This is a genomic window from Deinococcus sp. (assembly GCF_025362455.1).
In the GTDB taxonomy this organism is placed as follows: domain Bacteria; phylum Deinococcota; class Deinococci; order Deinococcales; family Deinococcaceae; genus Deinococcus.
The window spans coordinates 1-21148 of record NZ_JANYGJ010000100.1; the positions used below are offsets into that span (position 1 = coordinate 1).

A 21148-nucleotide genomic window follows, 5' to 3' on the forward strand; every position below is an offset into this window, starting at 1 on the left:
GTGTTTGAACCGACGAATTGCCGATCAATCTACCCTGAAGGATGAAGTGACGAGCTGGATTGACCAGAGAAACACCGCTGGAACGACGGTGAACTGGCACTTCACCGTAGAACACTGTCGCGAAAAGATGAGTCGTCACTATAAGAGTATCAAAATATAGAAATCAATGTACTTAGAGCATTTGTCATAAAAACCCCGTTTTTATGACCGACCAGCGGGAGTGAAATACAGAGAGCAGGACGGAGAATGGAGTCGCCGAGTGGCGGTTTACTCGGTGACGTAATTCGGAGAACTGCTCTAGAGCTATCGGCGTCGAACGGTACGATTCTGACGTTACAGACGGCCACTCGGAATATTTTGGAGGCGGTCAGACAGTCGTCTCCCCACCAACACATGAGAAGCTGGCGATTTCTGAAACGAGCAGCAAGGAAAGCCTTTTGGAGCACCTGACTCTCCACGAGGGGAGCCAGACTTCTTATATCGAGATGTCCCAGGGACTCGCCGAGAGTGGTGTAGAAAAATGGACCTTCGACACGATCAATATGACCATGACCTATTACGACAAGTCGGGAAACAAACTGCTGGTCGAGGTCACTGGCTAAAAGTCAGTAGTTGAGGTCAATTCAGGTCATTTTCATGCCTGCTCGCCCAACAACCCTCTACCCAGCAGCCCACCATCCAACAACCGCGCTACGATCAGCGCCCCGCCCAGAATCGCCGGAATACCGCCGCCCGGATGCACCGCCGTACCGACCTGCCACAGCCGGGCACCGATCCGGTACGGCTGTGGATGCACCGGCCCGGCTCGCCACAGCGGATTGGCCCGCCCGTAGATGGCGCCGCCCGGCGTGCCCAGCCAGGCGTAGTGGGCCGGGTCCAGCGTGCGAACAGCCGTTGCCTGTTGCAGCAATCCCGGTACGCCCAGCGCCCGCTCTACTCGGTGAATCTGAGCGCGCACCCACGGCTGCTCCGGGTCCATCGGCTGCCCCGTCGCCGGGACGCTCAGCAGCAGCGCCAGCCTGCGTCCGTCAGCGTGAATCAGGGCCAATGTGTCGGGCGGCAGGGCGCGGGCGTGCAGCGCGGCGCGGAAATCGCGGTATGAACCGGGCGTCAGGACCGTCGTGGCGGGCAGATTCAGCTCATGTTCAAACGCCGCGTAGAGGGCCAGGCCGCTGACGGTGCGCGGGCCGCTCCGAGTCGGTAGGCCGCGCAGCACTGCCAGCCGGGCCGGGTCCAGGGCACTGACGATCAGGTCGTGCTGCATGGCCTCGCCCTCAAGCTGGATGGTGGCCCGCCGGGCGTCCAGGCTCAAGACAGGCGTTCCGGCGCGGACCGTCACGCCCCGCGCCGCACACAGCCTCAGCAGCTCGGCCAGCAGCGCCCCCATGCCCCCGGCGGGCCGAAAGACCTGAGCCGCGATCAATGCGGGCAGCAGCGCGTACAGCGCCGGGGCGTCCTGCGGGCTCAGTCCGGCGTTCAGCGCCTGGGCTCGTAGCGCGTGAGCCAGCGGCGGCGGGAAGCGCTGCGCCCTGATCCAACCCTCGGCGCTCAGGTGTGGCCCCAGCACTTTTCCAACGGCGGCGCTGGCCCGGATAAACGCCGCACTGCCCAGGCGCGGCGGCGTGGTCAGCAGCGTTTCCAGGTGCGTTGTGAGCGGCCCGACTGCCCGGACGTAGCGCTGCCAGTCTCCGTGCAGCGGATGGCCCTCCGCCACCGGCAGCGGCACGGCCCCGAACGGCGTGTGGTGCGTGCCCAGCCCGCCCGGCAGGGGTTGAAGATTCAGGGCGTCGGTCTCGTTCAGAACAGATAAAAACCTGCGCCAGACGCCGGGAAAGGTGAACAGGCTCGGCCCGGTGCTGAACTCCAGGCCGCCCACGTCCAGCCGCGAGAGTTTGCCGCCTGGCGCCCCGGCCTCGTAGACCGTGACCGCGTGCCCTGCCTGTCCCAGCAGCGCCGCCAGGCTCAGGCCCGCGATTCCCCCGCCGAGAATGCCGGTGAAAGGCTTCACCTCAGCCGCGTGCCAGGTTACAGACGAGCTGCACGCCGCTGACCACGCCGACGAGCCAGGGCGAGACGATGCTCAGCCGGTAGAGCCGGGCGGCCTGCTGGGAGGTGGGCCGCCGCCACAAGGCCAGGGCCATGCCGCCGCAGACGAGCCACAGCGCGGCGCTGCTCAGCGGGCTCAGCGGCCACAGCAGCGCCCCGGCCAGGCCAAACCAGGCCAGGGCGTAGCGGGCCGCGCCGGAGGCGCCCAGCCAGGTGGCGGTGGTCCGGGTGCCGGAAGCCGAGTCGGCGGGAATGTCCTGCACGGCGTCGAAGGTGTGCTTGCCCACCGAGTAGGCGCCCAGCGCGGCGCAGGCCAGCCAGGGCACGCTCCGGCCTGAATCTGGAGAAGACATCAGCGCCGGAATCAGCAGCGGCAGGGCGTAAGCGACGTTGGACAACCCGTCGAGGCCAGGGCGGGACTTGAAGCGCAGCGGGCGCAGGCTGTAGCCCGCGAACAGGCCCGCGCTCAGCAGCAGTATGCCCCAGGCGGCGGGGGAGAGCAGCCAGCCGAGCGCCAGTAGAAACGGCAGATTCAGCGCCAGAACCGCTCGCAGCAGCGGCGCGGCCTCGCCGGACAGGAGCCGGGCGCCCTGCCAGCCGCCTTTGCGAACGCTGCGGGCGTCTTCTTCAAGGTCGGATAAGTCGTTCAGGCCGTAGATCAGCGCATTGAACGGCAAACTCAGGTAGGCCAGCAGCACCGTCCAGGCCAGCGTTCCGTTCCAGAGCTGACCGGAGAGCCACAGCCCGGTGATCGCCACGCCCAGCGTGTTGACCCACAGTGCGGGCCGCGACACCAGCAGCAGGCGGCGCAGCGGCAGGGAGCGCAGGGCGGTATGACGCGGTTGACTACGGCTCACGGCTGAAAGTATAGAGCAGATGTCATAAAAAGACCCTTTTTATGACCGAGCGGAGCGAGTAGTGTTGACTGAGCAGGACGCAGAATGGAGGCGCGGGGAGGCTGTTTTCCCCGTGGCGTAATTCGGAGTACTGCTCTAGGGGTGGCCGTGCGGGCACTTTGTCCGGTCCGGGCCGCCGCCGACATAAATTACGAATGCTGGGTATTCCGGGCTAATCATTATCATGCGCAAAGCGGTAAGCCATTTTGATATTACATCTGCCCCTCGCTGCTGCTACCCTGAGCCATGACCACAGATGACGCCCTGGCCCGTCGCTGCGCCGAACTGCCGCTGGGCGCGGCGTCCATCCTGAGTGCCCGCACACTCGCCAGCGACTATCCGGCCCTGGCCCGTGAGCTGCGGCCCGGCCTGCGGCTGCTCGACGTGGGCTGCGGCACCGGAGCCATGACGCTGGGAATGGCCCAGGCGGTGTTTCCCGCTCAGGTCATCGGCCTGGACATGGGCGCGGCGCTGCTGGACCAGGCCCGTGCGCGGGGGGCCGCGCAACCCAATCTCAGCGCCAACCTCAGATTCGTGGAGGCTGACCTCTACGACCTGCCGTATGGCGCCGAATTTGACGTGGTGGTGGCGGCCCGCGTGCTCCAGTGGCTGGGCGAACCGCTGCGGGCCGTCCGCGAACTCAGCCGCGTGTTGCGGCCTGGCGGGCGCCTGTTCGTGCTCGACTACCAGCACTTCCAGGCGCAGATGGTGCCGCCCGTACCGCCTTCCGTGGCCCACTTCCGCGCCCGTTTCCTGGCCTGGCGAGCCGCCGCCGGACTGCCCAACGCCCCCGCCGACGAACTGGAAAGCTGGCTGCATGCCGCTGGCTTGCACGCTGTGCAGAGCGAACCCCAGCTCGAAACCGCCCGGCGCGGCGCCCCCGACTTCGGGCGCCGCATCGCTGTGTGGGGCACCGTCATCGCCTCACGCGGTCATCAGGTCGTGGCGGCGGGCCACCTGAGCGAAGCCGAACGCGCCCTGGCCGAGCAGGAGTTTAGCGTCTGGGCGCAGGAGAGAGCCGAGTCGCAGGTGCTCGCCCTACGCAGCGCCAGCGGCATGAAGGGGGGAGGGTGAACTGGCTTGTGGCGCGTGGCTTGTGGGAAGGGAGGAAGGGCATTCGCTGGCGCTCACGCACCCTCACCCTTCCGCCGCTTCGCGGCTCCCTCCCTCTCCCGCAGGGGGCGAGGGGCTAACAACGCACACTCAGACGCTGTTTTCCGCCGAAGTAGACCACTACCTTCCAGCGAAGTCAGTTATGGGCAGATGTGGAGCACGGGCGCCCTACGTAACCGGCCACGATGGGGAGAACGCGGCGAAGTAAAGAGCGTGTAGAACGACTCGGAAGTACCATGCCTAGCGCAGCGACAAGCTCCCTCCAAGGTTCTATTGACACATCAGTTAATCAAGAAAGGTGAGGGGCCTTATCGAGCAGAACGGACGCGCCTGGGCACGCCTGCTCTCCCCCGAACCTATGGCCAGTTACGCCCCACCTGGGCGGGGGTGGGGGGGTGGGGGTGCATTCGCATTCGCAACGAGCTGAAGCCCAACAACGCAACCCAACCGCCCCAGCCTCGTCCAGCCCAGAGACGCAACCCGCCCGGATTCAACCCGGCAGGCTCTACACTGACCACATGGCCCGCAGCGTCGATCCCGTGCAGGACCGGCGGCGACGTGCGGCGCTGGAGCAGGCGGCCTACCAGGCGATCTACGAATACGGTTTCAGTACCGTGACGCTGGCCGATATCGCGGCCCGTGCAGGCGTCAGCAGGGGCACGCTGGTGTACCACTTCGGCAGCAAGGAAGAACTGCTGGCCGCCGTGATGCGCCGCTTCGTGCGCACGGTCAGCGCCGCCACCCGCCGCGCCCTGAGACTGGCCCCCACGCCCGAAGCCAAACTGCTCGCCTACGTCGAAAACCAGTTTTACGGCGTGCTCAACACCCGGCGTTACTACACCGTCTCGCTCGATCTGCTCTCGGCAGCGGCCCGCAGCGAGGCGCTGATGGTGGTGCAGCGCAGCCTGGTGGCCGCCAACCTGAGCTTGGATAGCGAACTCGCCGCACTGGGTTCATCAGCGGGTCAGGGCGAGCCGGGCGACATGCTGGCGCGGGCCTGGCGACTGCGGGCGCTGGTCGATGGCCTGAGCGTGCGATTTCTGGCTGATCCGGCGCCGGATCTGGGGCGTTACCGCTCGGTGTGTCTGGCGGGTCTGAGTGCGCTCTTGTGGCCTCATTCAGACGGCGCTCAGGAGGGTCAAAGCGCCCCGGAGGCTGTGCTAGGGTGACCTTATGAGAAACGCATTTATCGTGTCTATGACGCTGTTGATCGTGGGAACGTTGGGCGGCGCTTTCACCGCCTACCGGGTCGGCGCGGGCCATCACGAGGCGGCGGCGAGCAGCACGGCGGACGCTGCCGGAACCGCGATGGCCGGTACTCCGGCGGCTACTGCGACGGTCAGTGCGGCAGCCAGTGGCGGCGCTATGACGACTCCCAGCGCGGTCACGGCAGCAACAACACCTTCAGCAGCGGCTCCAGTAGCGGGCGCGACTACCAATCCCTCGGCGGCCAGCAACGCTCCGGCAGGCGCTCAGGGCAACACGGCGGCAGTGCCGAGCACCACCGGGGCCGAGGCGCAGAACAACACCACCCCGACCGCTTCGGGCGACACGCCCGCCAACACCGTCAATGCCCCGAAAGGAGCGGCAGGCAGCGCCGGACCCGATCCCCAGGCGGGCGCCAGCACGGGCGTGAGCACCGAGAACGCTCCGTCTGCGGCCAGCACGGCTTCGGCAGCCAGCACCCCCTCGGCAGCCAGCACGGCCAAGCAGCCCGGCAGCAACCAGCCTGCCGCCCCGGCCACCGCCGTTCAGGGTGCAGGTGTCCGGGCACGTGACCGGGCGTCGGGTCAGTCGCCGACCAGCGCGGCCACCAAGCCGACCAACGCCAACAACCCCTCCGGCGACGTGCAGGCCCCGGTGGTCACCAACAACGACGGCACGGTGACGCCGCCCAAAACCACTCCAGGCACCAACACGGTGACGCCCGGCGCCACTCCGGCCACCGCAAACCCGGCAGGCAAGGCCCCGGCCACGCTCTCAGCGGCAGGGACAGGCAGCACGGGCGACGCGGCGGCGGGCAGGGCCATCTTCGCCGGGGCGACCATGCCCGCCGTCAACTGCGCGGTCTGCCACGGCGCAGGCGGCGCGGGCGGCGTCGGTGCCAACCTGCTGACCTCCGACGGCCCCAAGTCCTGGGACGACGCCCAATTCACCGCCTCGCTGCGCCAGGGCCAGGCGCCCGGCAAGATGCTCAACGCCACCATGCCCCGCTTTACCCCCGAACAGCTCAGCGACGCCCAGATTCTGGATGTCCACGCTTTCATCAAAACCTTGCAGTAAGTCGGGGATGAACGTCCGCCGCGCCTGGAGTGGGCTGCGGCGGATTTTTGTTCCGGAAACGGTAGAGTAGGGGGCAATGACACACGATGGCCGGGCCGGAATTATCGGGGCTTCGGTTGAGGAGTTTGTGCGGGCGAAACAGTGGTAGAGTGGTTGAAAGATGAAACTTAACCTTCGAACTGCAAGAAAGACAGTATTTTTTGAGGTATTTGTGTTATTTTTGAACTTGAGCAGTGTCTCAGCTCAGCAGGGTGAGAGATGTGGGCCGAACTCTGATGTAAAAGTGCAGGCGTACAACGGTTTAGAAGTCGTTGTCAAGTTTCCGAAGGAAGAGCAGTCTGACACAGGCGGGTGTCTCTATGGCTGGTATGTTGCATTGAACGAAGAGTCACCCGACGGTAAATCGACACTTATTCACTTTTACAGCAATAACACTAAGGCGTGGATGTCCGAAGCTTATGTTGTTCGTCATGACGCCAGCGTGCTCCATTTGAAGAACGATGGCGTTAAATTCATCGCCTGGGTGCCGAACAGTCAATATGTTATCGGCTTTGGAAATAACACACTCCGATTGTGGAATCTTTCCGGCGGTTTGAAGACAGTTGTTGCTGACGGCGTAAATAAAGTCAAATACACGGATGCTAAGGTATGTCTAGAGTATATTCGCTTTAGAAGTCTAAATAATGAGGCCGAGATGGAGGTCTTCGTTGACGACTACGCTATTCCGAGACTCAAGAAACTGGGAACAAGGCGCGTATTGCCAGTTTCAGGCGCATATGATTACGACTGCGTTTCAGAATGAGCATTGTAAGTCTGTATGCTCACGCCCCCTTCCGCCACTTCCCCTTACTCTTGTTTCCCGTTTTACTGGCAACCGGCGCCAACCTATGCTGCACCTTTTCGTCGTCGTAGCGCAGCATGACGGCCAATCTGGCGCGGCTGATGATGTGGTGCGGGTGCTTGGGCACGAAGGCCGTGACCACATCCAGAAAATCGCTGGGGCCACCGGGGCCGCGTTCTGGGTGGACTTCCACGACCACATGCAGCGGCAGGGCCACCCCGCACGCCTCGAAGTAGCCCGCGACCAGCCAGCGTTTCTCATCGGGGTAAACCGCCCGGACGCGCCCCGCAAGCAGCACCGCCATGATGTCGTGCTCCAAAAAGCCCTCGGCGCGGGCGTGGCCGACCGCGTGGGCGCAGACGTGGTAGTGGCCCTCGTAGACGGCCTCGCGCATCCGGGCGTGGGCGCGGGAAAGCTGAAAGTCGTCGGTGTTCACGCCGCTCAGCTCGGCCTCGCGCTGGGGCCTCAGCGGCTTCAGGGGAATGTTGGCTGGCCGGGGTGCGCGGCGCTTTTCCAGGGCGGCGGCGCGCTCGGCACGCTCGGCGCGGCCCAACTGGGCACGCAGGGCCAGCAACTCAGCCATCGGACTTTGCGGCTCCTTCAAGGTCAATCCCCCTCCCATTCCAGCCGTTTACGCCGCTCACTTCAGCCTGTCCAAAACAAAAAATCCCCCGGAACGCGCTGCGGCGTTGCGTGGGAGAGTTCAGTCAGTACCCTGTTCAGGGCATACGGTCATGGTAACACGCCGCCCCCCCCAGGCGTGGTGAGAATGTACAGTTCGCCCCGGCCCCCAGGCGCCTAGACTGGCCCCAATTCAAGGCGGAGCTGATCTGGTTTCCGACACTGACCACCCAGAGGCCCGTGTGGGAGGACTGTGTATGATTCGGACCCTGCAAGCCAGTGACGGCCCCGATGTCGTCAGCCTGCTCTCGTGGATGGACGGCGCCCCGGAGCGCGAGGTGTTCGCCCCCGACGCCCGCACGCCCGACGACTTGGTGCTGGAAAACGCTGGGAAGACCTGTCTGGTGGCCGCCGACGACCTGGGCAGCGTGACGGCCTTCGCGGCCCTGTCGCCGTTTCAGGACGGGCTGCTGCTCGAAGGCCCGCTCTCGGAGGCGCCCGACACCCTGCACCGGCTGCTGGGTGAGGCGCTCAAGCACAACGACAACCAGAGCGTCTACGCCTTTGCGGCCCGCGATAATCTGCCGGTGCGCTCGGCGCTGGAGGCCGTCAGTTTTACCGCCATGCACAGCACGGATTTTTACCGCCTGACCCGCGACCAGCTCAGTCGCCTGCCGAAACTCAGCGCCCTGCCGGACGGCCTGAGTTTGTCGGACACCACCGATTCGCAGACCTACCGCTCACTGTACCGGGCCTCGGAAGACACCTGGAGCGAGCGGCTGCACTGGAGCGAGGCGCAGCTTCAAAGCCACCTGCACTCGCCGGACGTCGAACTGACGGTGCTGCTGCGCGGCGGGCGGGCACCGGGTTTTCGGGCGCCGGGTTTTCGGGCACCGGGCTTTCGGGCACTGGGCTTTGCCGAGCTGGAATTCGACGGTGAGCTGGCCCGCATGACCTACCTGGCGGTCCACCCGGCGGAGCGCGGCCAGGGCCACGGGCGGCAACTGCTGCTCAGAGCCGCCCACGCCGCCTTCGCTCACCCGGAGGTCAGCGCCTTGCAGCTCCGTGCCCACGACCACGAGGGCGCCGCCCGCAGCCTGTACGCCCATGCGGGCTTCAGCCACAGCCGCAGCGTGGTCACCTACCTGCTGGAGCCCGAAGGTGAGGAAGCCTAACAAGCAGTCTGGTAAGCAGCCTGGCAGTGGGGTTCTGAGTGCCCTCACAGTAGCCTGGCATCGGCTGCGCTACCGTCTGGGCATCATGGCCAAGCCGCGCCCCGTCAGCGTTCCCGAAGTCGCCGTCAGTTTCCGCGAGTTGCCCGGCACCCGCGTGGGCTTCTGGATAGTCGCCCCCTGCCCTCACTGCGCCCAGACCCACTTTCACCCGGCAGGCAGCGGCCAGGCCGACCCGCTGGAGCGGCTGGGCGAGGTCGAGGCCCGCTGTGGCCTGGGCCGCTACGTCATGGGCCTGCCGCCCCGCCCCCGCAGCAAAAAGGAGCGCAAAGCCGTCAACAAACGCGGACGCCGAGTCGGCGGCGAGAGTGATGACTGGGACGAATGATCGAGGAGCGAGGCGGAGGAGTGTAGCTCTGGTTTTTGAGGTCTGAGGCAACCCACCCCTCAGTCTGCTGCGCAGCCAGCTCCCCTGAAAAGGGAGCCAAAAGCCCGCGCCCAGTGAGCGTTTTTGCCGAAGTCGATCAGTATATTCCAGCGCAGTCAGTGATGGGCAATTGTTGAGCACGGGCGCCCTACGTGACCTCCACGATGTGGAGAACGCGGAGAGACAAAGTGCGTGTGAGACGGATCGGATGTACCATGCCTAGCGCAGCGTAAGCTCCCTCGCCCCAATGGGCCTGGCCGCTGGGGGGTGGGGGAGCCGACGCATTGGCAACGAGCCGAAGCCCCACCGACGCAACTCGACCGTCCCCACAAGCTGCTCGTCACAAGCCCTACACTACCTGGGTGACTGCCCAATCCCTGACCTTCCTCGCCACGCCCGGACGCCTCGACGCGGCCCTGGCTGAACTGTCGGGCGTGTCGCGCTCGCAGGTGGCGGCCCTGATCGAAGACAAACAGGTGACGGTGGATGGCCGCACCGTGACCAAACCCAGCGCCAAACTGCGCGGAGGCGAGGCCCTGACCCTGAACGTGCCGCCGCCGCGCAGCTTTTTCGTGGACGCCGAAGACGTGCTGCTGGACGTGCTCTACGAGGACGACTCGCTGATCGCCATCAACAAGCCGCATGGCATGACCACCCATCCGGCGCCGGGCGTCACCACCGGCACGCTGGTCAACGCGCTGCTGGGCCGCATGGAACTGCCCGAACAGGACGATTTCGACGGTGAGGGCGGCTACCGACCCGGCATTGTTCACCGGCTCGATAAAGACACCAGCGGCGTGATCGTGGTCGCCAAGACGGTGGCGGCCCACGCCCGGCTGTCGGCCAGCTTCAAGGAGCGCGAAACCAAAAAGGTCTATCTGGCGCTGGTGCAGGGCATCTGGAAGGCCGAAAACCCCGTGGACATCGACGCCCCGATTGGCCGCCACCTGCAAGACCGCCAGCGCATGACCGTCGGCGGCGCCGTGTCGCGCGAGGCCCAGACCCACTTTGTGCCGCTGGCGACCCACCTGGGCGAGCGTGACGGGCGCACGCTGGCGCTGGTGCGCTGCGAGCCGCGTACCGGGCGCACCCACCAGCTCCGGGTCCACCTGGCGCACCTGGGTAGCCCCATCGTGGGCGATAAGGTCTACGGCAGCGCCAGCACGGTCATCCCCCGGCAGGCCCTGCACGCCTGGCAGCTCACCATCCCGCATCCGGTAACGGGCGAGGACCTGCACCTGGTCGCGCCGCCACCCGCCGATCTGCAAGGCGCCTGGCCCGCCCTGGGCGGCGGCGCCCTGCCTGCCGGGCTGCTTGACGTGCCCGCAGACTGAGCACTGCCCAGACTGAGCACTGCCTAAACTGAGCACTGCCCGGCTAAACTGAGCACTGCCCGGCTTGCACTATCCAGCTCGCCTAAAGAACGTCTGAACAATCCGGCTCTCACCCTCGGCGCTAAGATGAGGCTCAGCCCCGCGCCGCTGCTGTTTTCCCTGTGCTGTTTTCCCTGTGCGGCGCAGGCATCAAAGGAGCCCCATCATGACCTACTCCCTTCCCCAGTTGCCCTACGCCTTCGACGCTCTGGAGCCGCACATCGACGCCCGGACCATGCAGATTCACCACGGCAAGCACCACCAGGCTTACATCGACAACGCCAATAAGGCCCTCGAAGGCAGCCCGATGGCCGACCTGCCGGTGGAGGAACTGATCACCAAGCTCGATCAACTTCCCGCCGACAAGAGAAACGCGCTGCGCAACAACGCGGGCGGCCACGCCAACCACAGCCTGTTCTGGACCGTGCTGGGCGGCGCGGGCAGCTCGCCGAGCAGCGAGCTGAGCCAGGCCATCACCGAGGCCTTCGGCAGCATGGACGCCTTCAAGGAGAAGCTGGAGGACGCCGCCAAGACCCGTTTCGGCTCCGGCTGGGCCTGGCTGGTCGTGCAGGGCGGCAAACTGGCCGTGGTCAGTACCGCCAACCAGGACAGCCCGCTGATGGGCCAGGAAACAGCGGGCGTCTCCGGCACCCCGGTCCTGGGTGTGGACGTCTGGGAGCACGCCTACTACCTCAACTACCAGAACAGGCGCCCCGATTACCTGAAAGCCTTCTGGAACGTCGTCAACTGGGACGAGGTATCGCGCCGCTTCAGCAGCGCCCGGTAAGCGTAAAGCCGAACTGTAGAGCAGTACTCCGAATTACGCCACGGGGAAAACAGCCTCCCCGCGCCTCCATTCTGCGTCCTGCTCATTCAAAACTACTCGCTCCGCTCGGTCATAAAAAGACCCTTTTTATGACATCTGCTCTAGAGCGCGTCTCCGGGCGCGTTTTTCGTTGCCGGGCGGCATGAACATGGGGGCGCCGAATCAGGTACGACCGTCCTGATATTGGTTCATCTCACCATTGGCTTCAGCTCACCGCACCGAACCCAGATAAACTCATCTGATCGCCATGTCTGATCGCCATATCTGATCTTCATACAGTTTTAATTCTAATGAACACGGTAACTCCAGTAAACACGGTAACTCCAGTAAACACGGTAGCTTCAGTGAACACGGTTTTGTCATAGATTTGACGGATAGTTTCATCTACTATCTTCGGATGCTGGTTGCCCCGGTGCCCGAAACCGAATACGCCCGCCTGATGGCGCTGGCCCGCTACGAGGTGCTGGGTGCGCCGCCGGAGGAGAGTTTCGAGCGCATCACCGCCCTGGTGCGCGAGGTGCTGGGCGTGCCGATGGCGATGATTAATTTCGTGGACCAGTTTCGCATCTGGAGCCAGTCGTGTGTCGGCGGCGAGCGCGGTGAGTCGCCCAGAGACAGTTCGTTTTGCACCTGGGCGATTCTGGACCGCGAGCCGACCATCATCACCGACGCCCGCCAGGACCCGCGCTTCGCTCAGAATCCGGGCGTGGTGGGCTCGCCCTTCGTGCAGTTCTACGGCGGTGTGCCGCTCATCACCCCCGGTGGTCACGCCATCGGCACGCTGTGCGTCGTCGATACCCAGACCCGGCCCTTCGGTGAGCGCGAAATCTGGTTGCTGGGCAGTTTTGCCGGGCTGGTGGTCGAGGCGCTGGAACTGCGGGTCCGCCAGCTCGAACTCGGTCGCCACCTGGCGGCCAGCGCGGCCCAGGTGGATGACCTGCGCCGCGCCACCGCGCACGCGCAGACGCTCTCGGCCATCACGGCGCTGTTCGGTGAGGACCTCGACCCGGCGCTGGCCACCGAGGCGAGCGCGGCGCTGCTGAGTCAGGCCGTGGACGTGGACTGGACCGGGCTGCTGGTCATGTCCGGCGAGGGGGTCGAGGTGTTGAGCGCCTGGGATCACCGCGCCGAACGACCGGACGAGACAGAACCGGACAAGACAGAACTGGACGAGACGGCGCCGGTTGATCTCAACGCCTTTCTGGTCGGCGCCAGCGACCTGGCGTCCAGGGTGCAGCGCAACTCGTTTATCGACGATTACCCGGCGCATCCGCGTGCCCTGCCGCAGTTCGTGGCGATGGGCGTGGGGGCGGCGGCGGTGTTGCCGCTGGGCAGCTACGATGGCCGCAACTACGTGCTGGTGGCGGTGCGGCTCATGAGGCGGCTTGAACAGCAGGCCGGGCACCCGCACGCCCGGCCCTGGCTGAGCAGCGACCGGGCGCTGTGCGAGGCGGCTGGGCGCAGCATCCGGGGTTCGCTGGAGCGCCGCGCCCACCTGCAAGCCGTGGAGGCCGCCGCCTGGCGCGACAGCCTGACCGGCCTGGGTAACCGCCACGCCTTTGACCGCGCCCTGGCTTTGCAACGCGCCTCCGAAAAGCCCTACGCCGTGATGATGATCGACCTCGACGGCATGAAGGCCATCAATGACCGAGGCGGCCACGAGCGCGGCGACGAGCTGCTGCGCTGCTTTGCCCAGGCCTTGCAGGCCGAATTCGTGGACTGTTCGGGCCTCTACCGTCTGGGCGGCGACGAGTTCGCGCTGGTCTGGTCGGATCTGCCGGAGCGGGCCGGTGCCGGGGAGATCGTGAGGGTGGCGCAGGTTGCCGGGGTGGTGCGCTCAGGCGGCTTTGCCCAGACTTCGGCCAGCGTGGGCCTGGCCTACTCGCATGAAGTCGGCGCCGAGAGGGCCGGTGACAGCGTGAGCGGCGCCGAAATGGCCGGAAACGATATGGCCAGTGACGATACGGCTCAGGCCGTCGTGCGCCTCGCTGACGCCCGGATGTACCGCCACAAGGACCGGCTACCCAGCGCCCGGAGAGCAGGCTAGGGCGTACTCCCATTTCCCGTCTTTACCTACAAGCCACCAGCCACCAGCCGGGGCGTCGGCCCCCCAAACCGTGACCCCTCCCCCTCGCTACGCCTCCAGCAGAACGCTACACTCTGATCCAGATGACGACCACGCTCGACCCCCAGCGGGGCAAGCTCAAAGGTGTCGGGCAGGGCAAATTGCCGCCGATGCTCGAACAGTACGTGGAGCTGCGCGACATGACCGAATCGCAGCTCCCCGGCGCCCTGCTGCTGTTCCAGTGCGGCGATTTCTACGAAACCTTTGGTGAAGACGCCGAACGCGCCGCCCGGCTGCTGAACATCGCCCTGACGCACAAGAGCAGCAAGGATTTCTCGACCTCGATGGCGGGCATTCCGATTCGCACGCTCGACAGCTTCGTGGAAAAGCTGCTCGGCAAGGGCGTCTGCGTGGCGGTGGCCGAGCAGATGGAGCTGCCCGGTGCGGGCCTGGTCGAGCGCAAGGTCACGCAACTGCTGACGCCCGGCACCGTGACCGAGGAGCGCCACCTCAGCGCAGACGAGAATTATCTGGCGGCGGTGGCGACCGGCGACGGCTACGCGCTGGCGCTGCTGGACCTGTCCACCGGCGAATTCCGCTGCGCCGCCTTCAGTAGCCGCACCGGCCTGTACGACGAACTCAGCCGCTGGCGAGCCCGCGAGGTGCTGCTGGCGCCCGAACTGGCAGAAAACACTGCGCTGCTGAGCGACTTCAAGGCCAGATTTCCGCTGATGCTCTCGCAGGGCAACTTTGGACTGGAGGCGTGCCAGGCAGCGCTCACCGCCGTGCTGGGCGAACTTCCCGGCGTGCTGGGCGGCAGCGAGGGGCTGACCCGTGCCTGCGGCGCCGTGCTCGGCTATGCCAGACGGGTCCACCAGAGCGTGGGCGAGGAGAGCGATCTCAGGATGGTTCGCCGCCTGGTGCGCTTTGAGCCGGGCGCCCACATGCGCCTGAGCGACTGGGCGCTGCGGGCGCTGGAAGTCTTCACCGCCCAGTCGCCCCAGGGCCGCACGTTGATGGACGCGCTGGGGCAAACCCGCACAGCCGGGGGTCGCCGCCGCCTGCGCGCCTGGCTGCGTGCCCCGCTGCTCGACCGACTGAGCCTGAGCGCCCGCCTCGACGCGGTGGAGGCCCTGACCCGCGCCAGCGATCTACGGAGCGGCGTGCGCTCGCTGCTCTACCGCGCCCACGACCTGGAGCGCCTGGTCGCCCGCGTCGCCGCCGCCCGCGCCACGCCCCGCGAGGTCGCCGCCCTGGCCCGCACCCTGGAGTTGCTGCCCGACGCGGGCGAACTGCTGGCCAGCGCCGCCGAGGCTGCCGGTGGCGGCGGACTGCTGAGTATTGGTTTGCTCAGCGGCGTGCGTGCCCGCCTGGTCGCGCTACCGGATGTGGTCAGCCTGATCCGCGCCGCGCTGGTGGACGAGCCTCCCATTCGCGCCTCGGACGGCGGGCTGATCCGCGAGGGCTTTCACGCCGAGCTGGACCGGCTGCGGAACGAGGCCCTGGGCCACCGCGCCTGGCTGGCCGAACTGGAACGCAGCGAGCGCGAGCGCACCGGCATCGGCAGCCTCAAGGTCGGCTTCAACACCGTCTTCGGCTATTACCTGGAAATTACCTCGGCCCACCTCAGTAAAGTGCCCGCCGATTACCGCCAGATCGCCACCCTCAAGGACCGCGCCAGATTTACCCGCAGTGATTTGCGCGAACGCGAGCGCGAGATCGCCCGGCTGGAACAGGCCGCCGAACGTCTGGAAGCCGAGGTCTTCACCGAACTCCGCGCCTCGCTGGCCTCCAGTGCCGACGCGCTCAGCGAGGCCGCCGGAGCCATGTCCGAACTGGACGTGCTGTGTGCCCTCTCCGAGATCGCCGCCACCCGCGCCTGGACCCGCCCGCAGACCCTGAGCGACCAGCGCCTGCATCTGACCCAGGCCCGGCATCCGGTCGTCGAACTGGTCAGCAACGGCAACTTCGTGCCTAACGACGCCGAGCTGTCGCCGTCTCGCCGCACGCTGCTGCTGACCGGGCCGAACATGGCCGGTAAGAGCACCTACCTGCGCACCGTCGCCATCTGTGCCCTGCTGCACCAGATCGGCTCCTTCGTGCCTGCCGACGCCGCCGAGCTGCCGATCTTCGACAGCATCCACACCCGCATCGGCGCCTCGGACGACCTGGCGGGCGGGCGCAGCACCTTCATGGTCGAGATGAGCGAGCTGGCCGGAATTCTGCATCACGCCACGCCGCTTTCACTGGTGATTCTGGACGAGATCGGGCGCGGCACGTCTACCCTGGACGGTCTGGCCATCGCCCGCGCGGCGCTGGAACACCTGCACGAGACCGGCACCTACACGCTGTTCGCCACCCACTACTTCGAGCTGACCCGGCTGGAAGGCGAGCTGCCCGGCCTGGTGAATCTGCACGTCGCCGCCGAGGAGGAGGCCGGTACGCTGACCTTCTACCACCAGGTCATTCCCGGCGCCGCCCACCAGAGCTACGGCGTGGAGGTCGCCCGCCTGGCTGGCCTGCCCGCCCGCGTGACCACCCGCGCCGCCGCGCTGCTCGGGGCGCTCAGCGTGCGCCCGGAAGGCGGCGAACTGAGCGCCGAACTTGATGCCCTCGACCTGGCTAGATTGACCCCGCTGGACGCCCTGGCGCTGCTGCACCGCTGGCAATCGGGGCTGAGGGCGTGAGCGAGTCTCCTGTGCTGCTGGCCGAGGCAGGGGGGTTTGCCGTCTGGGCTGACGGGCACAGCCTGGAAATCTGCCGCCCAGACGGCTTCGCCTGGCCGCTGGGCGAGATGTACGGCACGCCCGTCGCCGCGCTGATGACCCGCAACGGGCGCTACGCCGTCATCATCGGCTGCGGCGTGATGGTCTGCGATCTGCACCGCTTCGGCCAGCCGTTCGCGGTGGGCCTGAACTGGAGCGAGGCCCCGGTGGTCTACCTCAAGTCCGACGCCGACGACGTGTGGTGGTTTACCGGCGTCACACAGGGCGACCAGACCGGCGACCTGGAACTCATCGCCTCGCTGATGGGCTGGCCGGTGGGCCGCTACGCCTTCAGCCCCGGCACCCTGGCCTTCACGCCGCTCCCGCTGGAGCCATCGATCACGCTGAATATATGAGTAAGCCGATGAAGTGCCCGAAGACCGCAAGTCTAAGCAGGCGCGGCGTCGCCTTTGCGCTCCTGCTGAATCAGACGCTCCTCCTGAATCATGGGGACGCCCTGGCAGAGGGGCTGAGTCCTGAGTATTTCAAGTTGCCGTATCAGACGCTGCACTGCCGGAATGATCAGACGCTTCAGCTCGTGCCCAGCAACACTCAGTCGCTGCTCGTGCGGCGCTACCGGGGACACGGGTACGCCCTGAACTTCGTGTATCAACCGGGCTCTGCCGGTCATTATGTCGGCGGCGGCCTGAGCATCGACATCCGGCGGGACGGGGCGTTTGCGCTGCGCCTGGGGCGACTCCGCGACCTTTGCACTCATCCGGGCGCAGGACGATGACCGTATGACCCCCATCCGCATCCTTCCCCCCGAACTCGCCCGCCAGATCGCGGCGGGGGAGGTCGTTTCGCGTCCGACAGACGTGGTGCGCGAACTGCTCGACAACGCCCTGGACGCCGGGGCCAGCCGCATCGACATCGAGGTGGACGGCGGCGGCCTCAAACTGATAAAAGTGCGCGACAACGGCGGCGGCATCGCGGCGCCTGACGTGGCCCTCTCGCCGCTGCGGCACGCGACCAGCAAACTCGAATCGGTGGACCGGGTAACCACGCTGGGCTTCCGGGGCGAGGCGCTGTGGGCGCTGGCCCAGGCCGGGAAGTTGCGGCTGGTGACCCGTCCGAGTGCGCAGCTCGGCGCTGCGGAACTCCGAGCGCACGGCGACGACGTTGAAGTCAGCAAAACGACGGCCCCGGCGGGCACGACGGTCAGCGTCTCCGGGCTGTTCGCCCACCTGCCCGCCCGGCTGCGCACCCAGCTTCCGGCGGCGGCGGAAATTCGGGAAATCACCGCGCTCGTGTCGCGCTACGTGCTGCACTGGCCCCGGCTGCACTGGAAACTCAGCGTGGACGGTGAGAGCCGCCTGCTTCACGCGCCCGCCGATCACCGGGGCGCGGTGGCGAGCGTCTACGGCCCGCTGAGTTCAAACCGGGTATTGAGCTTCGATGATGACGGTATCGCGGGCGTTCTCAGCCGCCCCGAACTCAGCCGCCCGCGCCGGGACCGGATGCACTTCGCGGTCAACGGGCGCCCGGTCCAGGCGCCGCCGGAGCTGGAACGCGCCGTGATCGACGGCTACGCCGAACTGCTGGCCGCCGGACACGCCCCGCTGTGTGTGCTGAATCTGAGCCTGCCCCCGGAGGACGTGAATCCGAACGTCCACCCGGCCAAAGCGGTGGTGGCGCTGGCCGACCTGGGCGCACTGGCTGCCCGTCTCACCGCTGCCGTGCGCCGCGCCCTGGCCGGGCAGGCGCTGGCCCGCGCCGTGCCGGAGCTGCGCTCACCCGCTCCGCTGCTCGGCGCGCCCGTCACCGGCAGCTTCCCCGAACTCCACCTGGTCGGTGTCTACCGGGGAACCTACCTGCTGGCCGAAGGTGAGGGCGACCTGTGGATTGTGGACGCCCACGCCGCCCACGAGCGCGTCATCTACGAGGAGCTGTCCAGACGCCTGTGCAGCGAGCCGCCGCTGGAGCTGGCCGAGCCCGAACTGCTGCACCTGAGCCCCGAACAGCTCGCCCGCCTTCATGAACGTGCTGAAGAATTGCAGCGCTGGGGCCTGAGCATCGAGGCCTTCGGCGCCGGACTGGCCCGCCTGCGCAGCCTGCCCGCCGTGCTGGCCGCCCTGCCGGTGCCCCGGCTGCACGAACAGATCGTCGAATCGGCGCTGGGCCAGGGCCTCTCGCCCGAACGCGAGGTGCTGGGCCGTCTGGCCTGCGCCCCCGCCCTGAAAGCCGGGATGCTCGACGCCGGGCGCGGCGCGGCGGTGCTGAGTATGCTGGCCGTCTGCGAGCAGCCCTGGGCCTGTCCCCACGGGCGCCCCACGGTGCTGCGCTTGTCTGAGCGCGATTTGATGCACGGTTTCGGGCGCCGCAGCGTGCGCGACGTGGCGAGGGGACGCGACGAGGTGGAGGCGAAGGTGGGACGGGCCGAGGAACCTGAGTTGAGCCGTGCTGAATTCGAATCGTGACCGTCACCGGGCCTTCGTCCAGCCCAGATCCTGAACAGGGGAGTAGCCATGATCAAGTTCGGCGCACACGCGTTTTCCTGGGAGAGCGACTGGACCACTGCCACCCTCCAGCGGGTGATCGGCTACGCCGCCGACGCGGGGCTGGACTTCATCGAGATTCCGCTGCTGAGGCCGGGCGAATTCGAGGCCGCTGAGCACCGGGCGCTGCTGGAGGAACGCGGCCTGGCGGCGGTCTGCTCGCTGAGTCTGCCGAAGTGGGCGCACATGCCGACCCATCCGCACGAGGCCGAACGCTTTCTGAGCAGCGTGCTCGACCGCATGGAACAGCTCGGCTCGCACTACCTGACCGGCTGCACCGCCTACGCCCTGGGCGTGCTGACCGGCGCCCCGCCGACGCCAGGCGAATACGCCGTGATCGCCGAGACGCTGACCCGCGTGGCCGAGGACGCCAAGCGGCGCGGCGTCGTCATGGGTCTGGAAGCCTGCAACCGCTACGAAACGTACCTGTTCAACACGCTGGCCGATGTCAGCGGTTTCATCGACGGCCTGGACACCGACAACCTGCACGTCCATGCCGACACCTACCACATGAACATCGAGGAGGAGGGCTTCCGGGCTGCGCTGATCGGGGCGGGGCAGCGGCTCCAGTTCATTCATATGAGCGAGAGCCACAGAGGGCTGGTCGGCACCGGCAACGTTCACTGGGAGGAGGTCTGGGCCGGGCTGGCGGCCATCCAGTTCAGCGGCTACCTGACGCTGGAATCCTTCGCGGCGCCGAACGCCGACCTGGCCGCCGCGACCTGCATCTGGAAACCGGCGCGGTATTCCGGCCAGCAGCTCGCCGAGGGCGGCCTGAAGTTTCTGCGGGCAGGCGCAATCAAATCCGGGCTGATGGAGGGGTGAAGCACGCCAACTGTGCTTCGGTGCGCCTTGGCACGGCGCCTCCAGATTTGCTATACTCGGCGGCGCTAAGCCCGGCCACGCACACCGACGTGACGGCAAAGGATACCCAGCATGCAAAAAGACATCCACCCCAAAGCGGTTCCCTGCAAAATCATCTATCAGGGCAAGGTCATCATGGAAACCATGAGCACCCGGCCTGAAATTCACGTCGATGTCTGGAGCGGCGTTCACCCCTTCTGGACCGGCGAGGAGCGCTTCCTCGACACCGAGGGCCGCGTGGACAAGTTCAACAAGCGCTTCGGCGACAGCTACCGCCGCAAGTAAAGAGTGGAGAGAGGGAAACCGGGCCGTGGGGTCCGGTTTTTTGTGATTGTTGGATAATACTGTAAATGTTCACCGATCACAAATAGATGTCGAGAATGCACCAAACTATCCATGAAAATGGATCAACCCCGCAATATATTATATGTTTCCAAGCCTCAAATTCCAATAATCGGGATCTCCGTCCCCGATAGATAGAATATTGAAATGTCCTTTGTGTAGATATTTCATCATATGGTCCATCTTTGAAAGTATCATATCTAATTCTGAGAAGCTTAATTCTGAGAACTCATCATAGGTTGGTTTGAAACTGTAAAACTCTAGTAAATGCTGACGACATTCTTCATACGATATTTCAAATAAATCCTTACCTTGAAACATCGCCTTAATAGGATTGTTGGGTAGATTATTGGTGAGTTCGACAGCGTAGACTTGGGCAGTGTCCTCGTCTCCATCTGTATAAGATATGCCAAAACCATGATCCGAGCACGAGTCCTCGTTTTCAGATCGTGTTGTCGGAGACATTCCAGTACCTTTTAAAATCCTTCTCGTTTCTTTTTTAGACGTACCAAGTTTGACAGGCCCGACACTTTCGAGTGGAATAATCTCAAATTTATACTGTGACATGCTGAAATTCTGCCACACTTCGGCGCGAGAAGGTGGCCATGAGGTAAATTCGAGTTGCTGGCGCAGATTAGCCCCAGACTCGGACAGCCTCAACTGATGAAACTTCTCCTGCTACACTCCCCACATCCATGCTCAAATCTCCCTACTCTGGCGGCCACCTCGAAGTGATCGTGGGGCCGATGTTCAGCGGTAAATCCGAGGAACTCATCCGCCGCGTCAACCGCTCGGTGATCGCCCGGCAACGCGCCGTGGTGTTCAAGCCCGCGCTCGACAACCGCTACCACATTACCCGCGTCGCCAGCCATTCTGGCCAGAGCGCCGAGGCCGTGGCCATCGACTCCACCGACCAGGCCCGCGCCTACCTGCGCGGCGAGGACGGCCTGTTTAACCTGCCCGGCGAGCCCGCCCAGGTCGTCGCCTTCGACGAGGCCCAGTTCTTCGACGCCGGA

20 protein-coding genes and 1 pseudogene are annotated in these 21148 nt (G+C 65.7%); 17 read left to right on the forward strand and 4 right to left on the reverse strand.

The window, feature by feature from the left end; all coding sequences use genetic code 11:
• The first annotated feature begins 305 nt into the window (after window positions 1–305).
• Window positions 306–602 carry a DUF1398 family protein gene (locus Q0R23_RS07670; protein ID WP_293911897.1) on the forward strand — a complete coding sequence of 99 codons (297 nt, stop codon included), beginning with the start codon at window positions 306–308 and terminating at the stop codon, window positions 600–602.
• 32 nt (window positions 603–634) lie between these two features.
• Here the strand turns inward: Q0R23_RS07670 and Q0R23_RS07675 are convergent, their stop codons facing one another.
• Complete coding sequence (locus tag Q0R23_RS07675; RefSeq protein ID WP_293911878.1) at window positions 635–2008, reverse strand: NAD(P)/FAD-dependent oxidoreductase; 1374 nt, start codon at window positions 2006–2008, stop codon at window positions 635–637.
• A 1-nt stretch (window position 2009) separates the two neighbouring features.
• Window positions 2010–2903, reverse strand: a complete 894-nt coding sequence (locus Q0R23_RS07680) for a UbiA family prenyltransferase (protein ID WP_293911879.1) — start codon at window positions 2901–2903, stop codon at window positions 2010–2012.
• 285 nt (window positions 2904–3188) lie between these two features.
• Between Q0R23_RS07680 and Q0R23_RS07685 the strand changes: the two genes are divergently transcribed.
• The 4 genes from Q0R23_RS07685 to Q0R23_RS07700 all read left to right on the forward strand — a co-directional run bounded on the left by Q0R23_RS07685 (window position 3189) and on the right by Q0R23_RS07700 (window position 7140).
• Window positions 3189–4016, forward strand: coding sequence for a methyltransferase domain-containing protein (locus Q0R23_RS07685; RefSeq protein ID WP_293911880.1), 828 nt, complete (start codon window positions 3189–3191; stop codon window positions 4014–4016).
• A 557-nt stretch (window positions 4017–4573) separates the two neighbouring features.
• Window positions 4574–5224 carry a TetR/AcrR family transcriptional regulator gene (locus tag Q0R23_RS07690; protein ID WP_293911881.1) on the forward strand — a complete coding sequence of 217 codons (651 nt, stop codon included), beginning with the start codon at window positions 4574–4576 and terminating at the stop codon, window positions 5222–5224.
• Window positions 5225–5228: 4 nt separating this feature from the next.
• Window positions 5229–6338, forward strand: a complete 1110-nt coding sequence (locus Q0R23_RS07695; protein WP_293911882.1) for a c-type cytochrome — start codon at window positions 5229–5231, stop codon at window positions 6336–6338.
• Window positions 6339–6498: 160 nt separating this feature from the next.
• The gene (locus tag Q0R23_RS07700; RefSeq protein ID WP_293911883.1) at window positions 6499–7140 is read left to right on the forward strand and encodes a hypothetical protein; all 642 of its coding nucleotides are present in this window, start codon (window positions 6499–6501) and stop codon (window positions 7138–7140) included.
• Between the two features lie 19 nt (window positions 7141–7159).
• On the opposite strand, the gene Q0R23_RS07705 is transcribed toward Q0R23_RS07700, so the two are convergent.
• Window positions 7160–7762, reverse strand: a complete 603-nt coding sequence (locus Q0R23_RS07705) for a DUF4258 domain-containing protein (protein ID WP_293911884.1) — start codon at window positions 7760–7762, stop codon at window positions 7160–7162.
• Between the two features lie 295 nt (window positions 7763–8057).
• On the opposite strand from Q0R23_RS07705, the gene Q0R23_RS07710 reads away from it, so the two are divergent.
• From Q0R23_RS07710 to rpmE, 11 genes are all read left to right on the forward strand, one after another.
• Window positions 8058–8975, forward strand: a complete 918-nt coding sequence (locus tag Q0R23_RS07710) for a GNAT family N-acetyltransferase (protein WP_293911885.1) — start codon at window positions 8058–8060, stop codon at window positions 8973–8975.
• The gene (locus Q0R23_RS07715; protein ID WP_293911886.1) at window positions 8962–9360 is read left to right on the forward strand and encodes a hypothetical protein; all 399 of its coding nucleotides are present in this window, start codon (window positions 8962–8964) and stop codon (window positions 9358–9360) included. Before Q0R23_RS07710 ends, Q0R23_RS07715 begins: the two co-directional genes overlap by 14 nt.
• Before the next feature lie 401 nt (window positions 9361–9761).
• Window positions 9762–10733 carry an RluA family pseudouridine synthase gene (locus Q0R23_RS07720; protein WP_293911887.1) on the forward strand — a complete coding sequence of 324 codons (972 nt, stop codon included), beginning with the start codon at window positions 9762–9764 and terminating at the stop codon, window positions 10731–10733.
• 205 nt (window positions 10734–10938) lie between these two features.
• Window positions 10939–11559, forward strand: coding sequence for a Fe-Mn family superoxide dismutase (locus Q0R23_RS07725; protein WP_293911888.1), 621 nt, complete (start codon window positions 10939–10941; stop codon window positions 11557–11559).
• Between the two features lie 436 nt (window positions 11560–11995).
• Window positions 11996–13645 (forward strand): diguanylate cyclase, encoded by a 1650-nt coding sequence (locus tag Q0R23_RS07730; protein ID WP_293911889.1) that lies wholly within the window; start codon window positions 11996–11998, stop codon window positions 13643–13645.
• A 122-nt stretch (window positions 13646–13767) separates the two neighbouring features.
• Window positions 13768–16350, forward strand: a complete 2583-nt coding sequence (mutS, locus tag Q0R23_RS07735; protein ID WP_293911890.1) for a DNA mismatch repair protein MutS — start codon at window positions 13768–13770, stop codon at window positions 16348–16350.
• On the forward strand, window positions 16347–16784 hold the full coding sequence (locus Q0R23_RS07740; RefSeq protein ID WP_293911891.1) for a hypothetical protein: 438 nt from the start codon (window positions 16347–16349) through the stop codon (window positions 16782–16784). The genes mutS and Q0R23_RS07740 overlap by 4 nt, the downstream gene beginning before the upstream one ends.
• A complete protein-coding gene (locus Q0R23_RS07745) occupies window positions 16781–17164 on the forward strand; it encodes a hypothetical protein (RefSeq protein WP_293911892.1) in 384 nt (127 codons plus the stop codon). The genes Q0R23_RS07740 and Q0R23_RS07745 overlap by 4 nt, the downstream gene beginning before the upstream one ends.
• Window positions 17165–17168: 4 nt before the next feature.
• Complete coding sequence (gene mutL, locus Q0R23_RS07750; RefSeq protein WP_293911893.1) at window positions 17169–18848, forward strand: DNA mismatch repair endonuclease MutL; 1680 nt, start codon at window positions 17169–17171, stop codon at window positions 18846–18848.
• A 48-nt stretch (window positions 18849–18896) separates the two neighbouring features.
• A complete protein-coding gene (locus Q0R23_RS07755) occupies window positions 18897–19751 on the forward strand; it encodes a sugar phosphate isomerase/epimerase family protein (RefSeq protein WP_293911894.1) in 855 nt (284 codons plus the stop codon).
• A gap of 111 nt (window positions 19752–19862) precedes the next feature.
• Window positions 19863–20075, forward strand: coding sequence for a 50S ribosomal protein L31 (rpmE, locus tag Q0R23_RS07760; RefSeq protein WP_293911895.1), 213 nt, complete (start codon window positions 19863–19865; stop codon window positions 20073–20075).
• A 138-nt stretch (window positions 20076–20213) separates the two neighbouring features.
• On the opposite strand, the gene Q0R23_RS07765 is transcribed toward rpmE, so the two are convergent.
• Entirely contained in the window at window positions 20214–20699 is a 486-nt protein-coding gene (locus Q0R23_RS07765; RefSeq protein WP_293911896.1) for a hypothetical protein, read from the reverse strand.
• Between the two features lie 128 nt (window positions 20700–20827).
• Between Q0R23_RS07765 and Q0R23_RS07770 the strand changes: the two are divergent.
• Window positions 20828–21148, forward strand: a pseudogene (locus tag Q0R23_RS07770) (thymidine kinase); the annotation flags it as partial.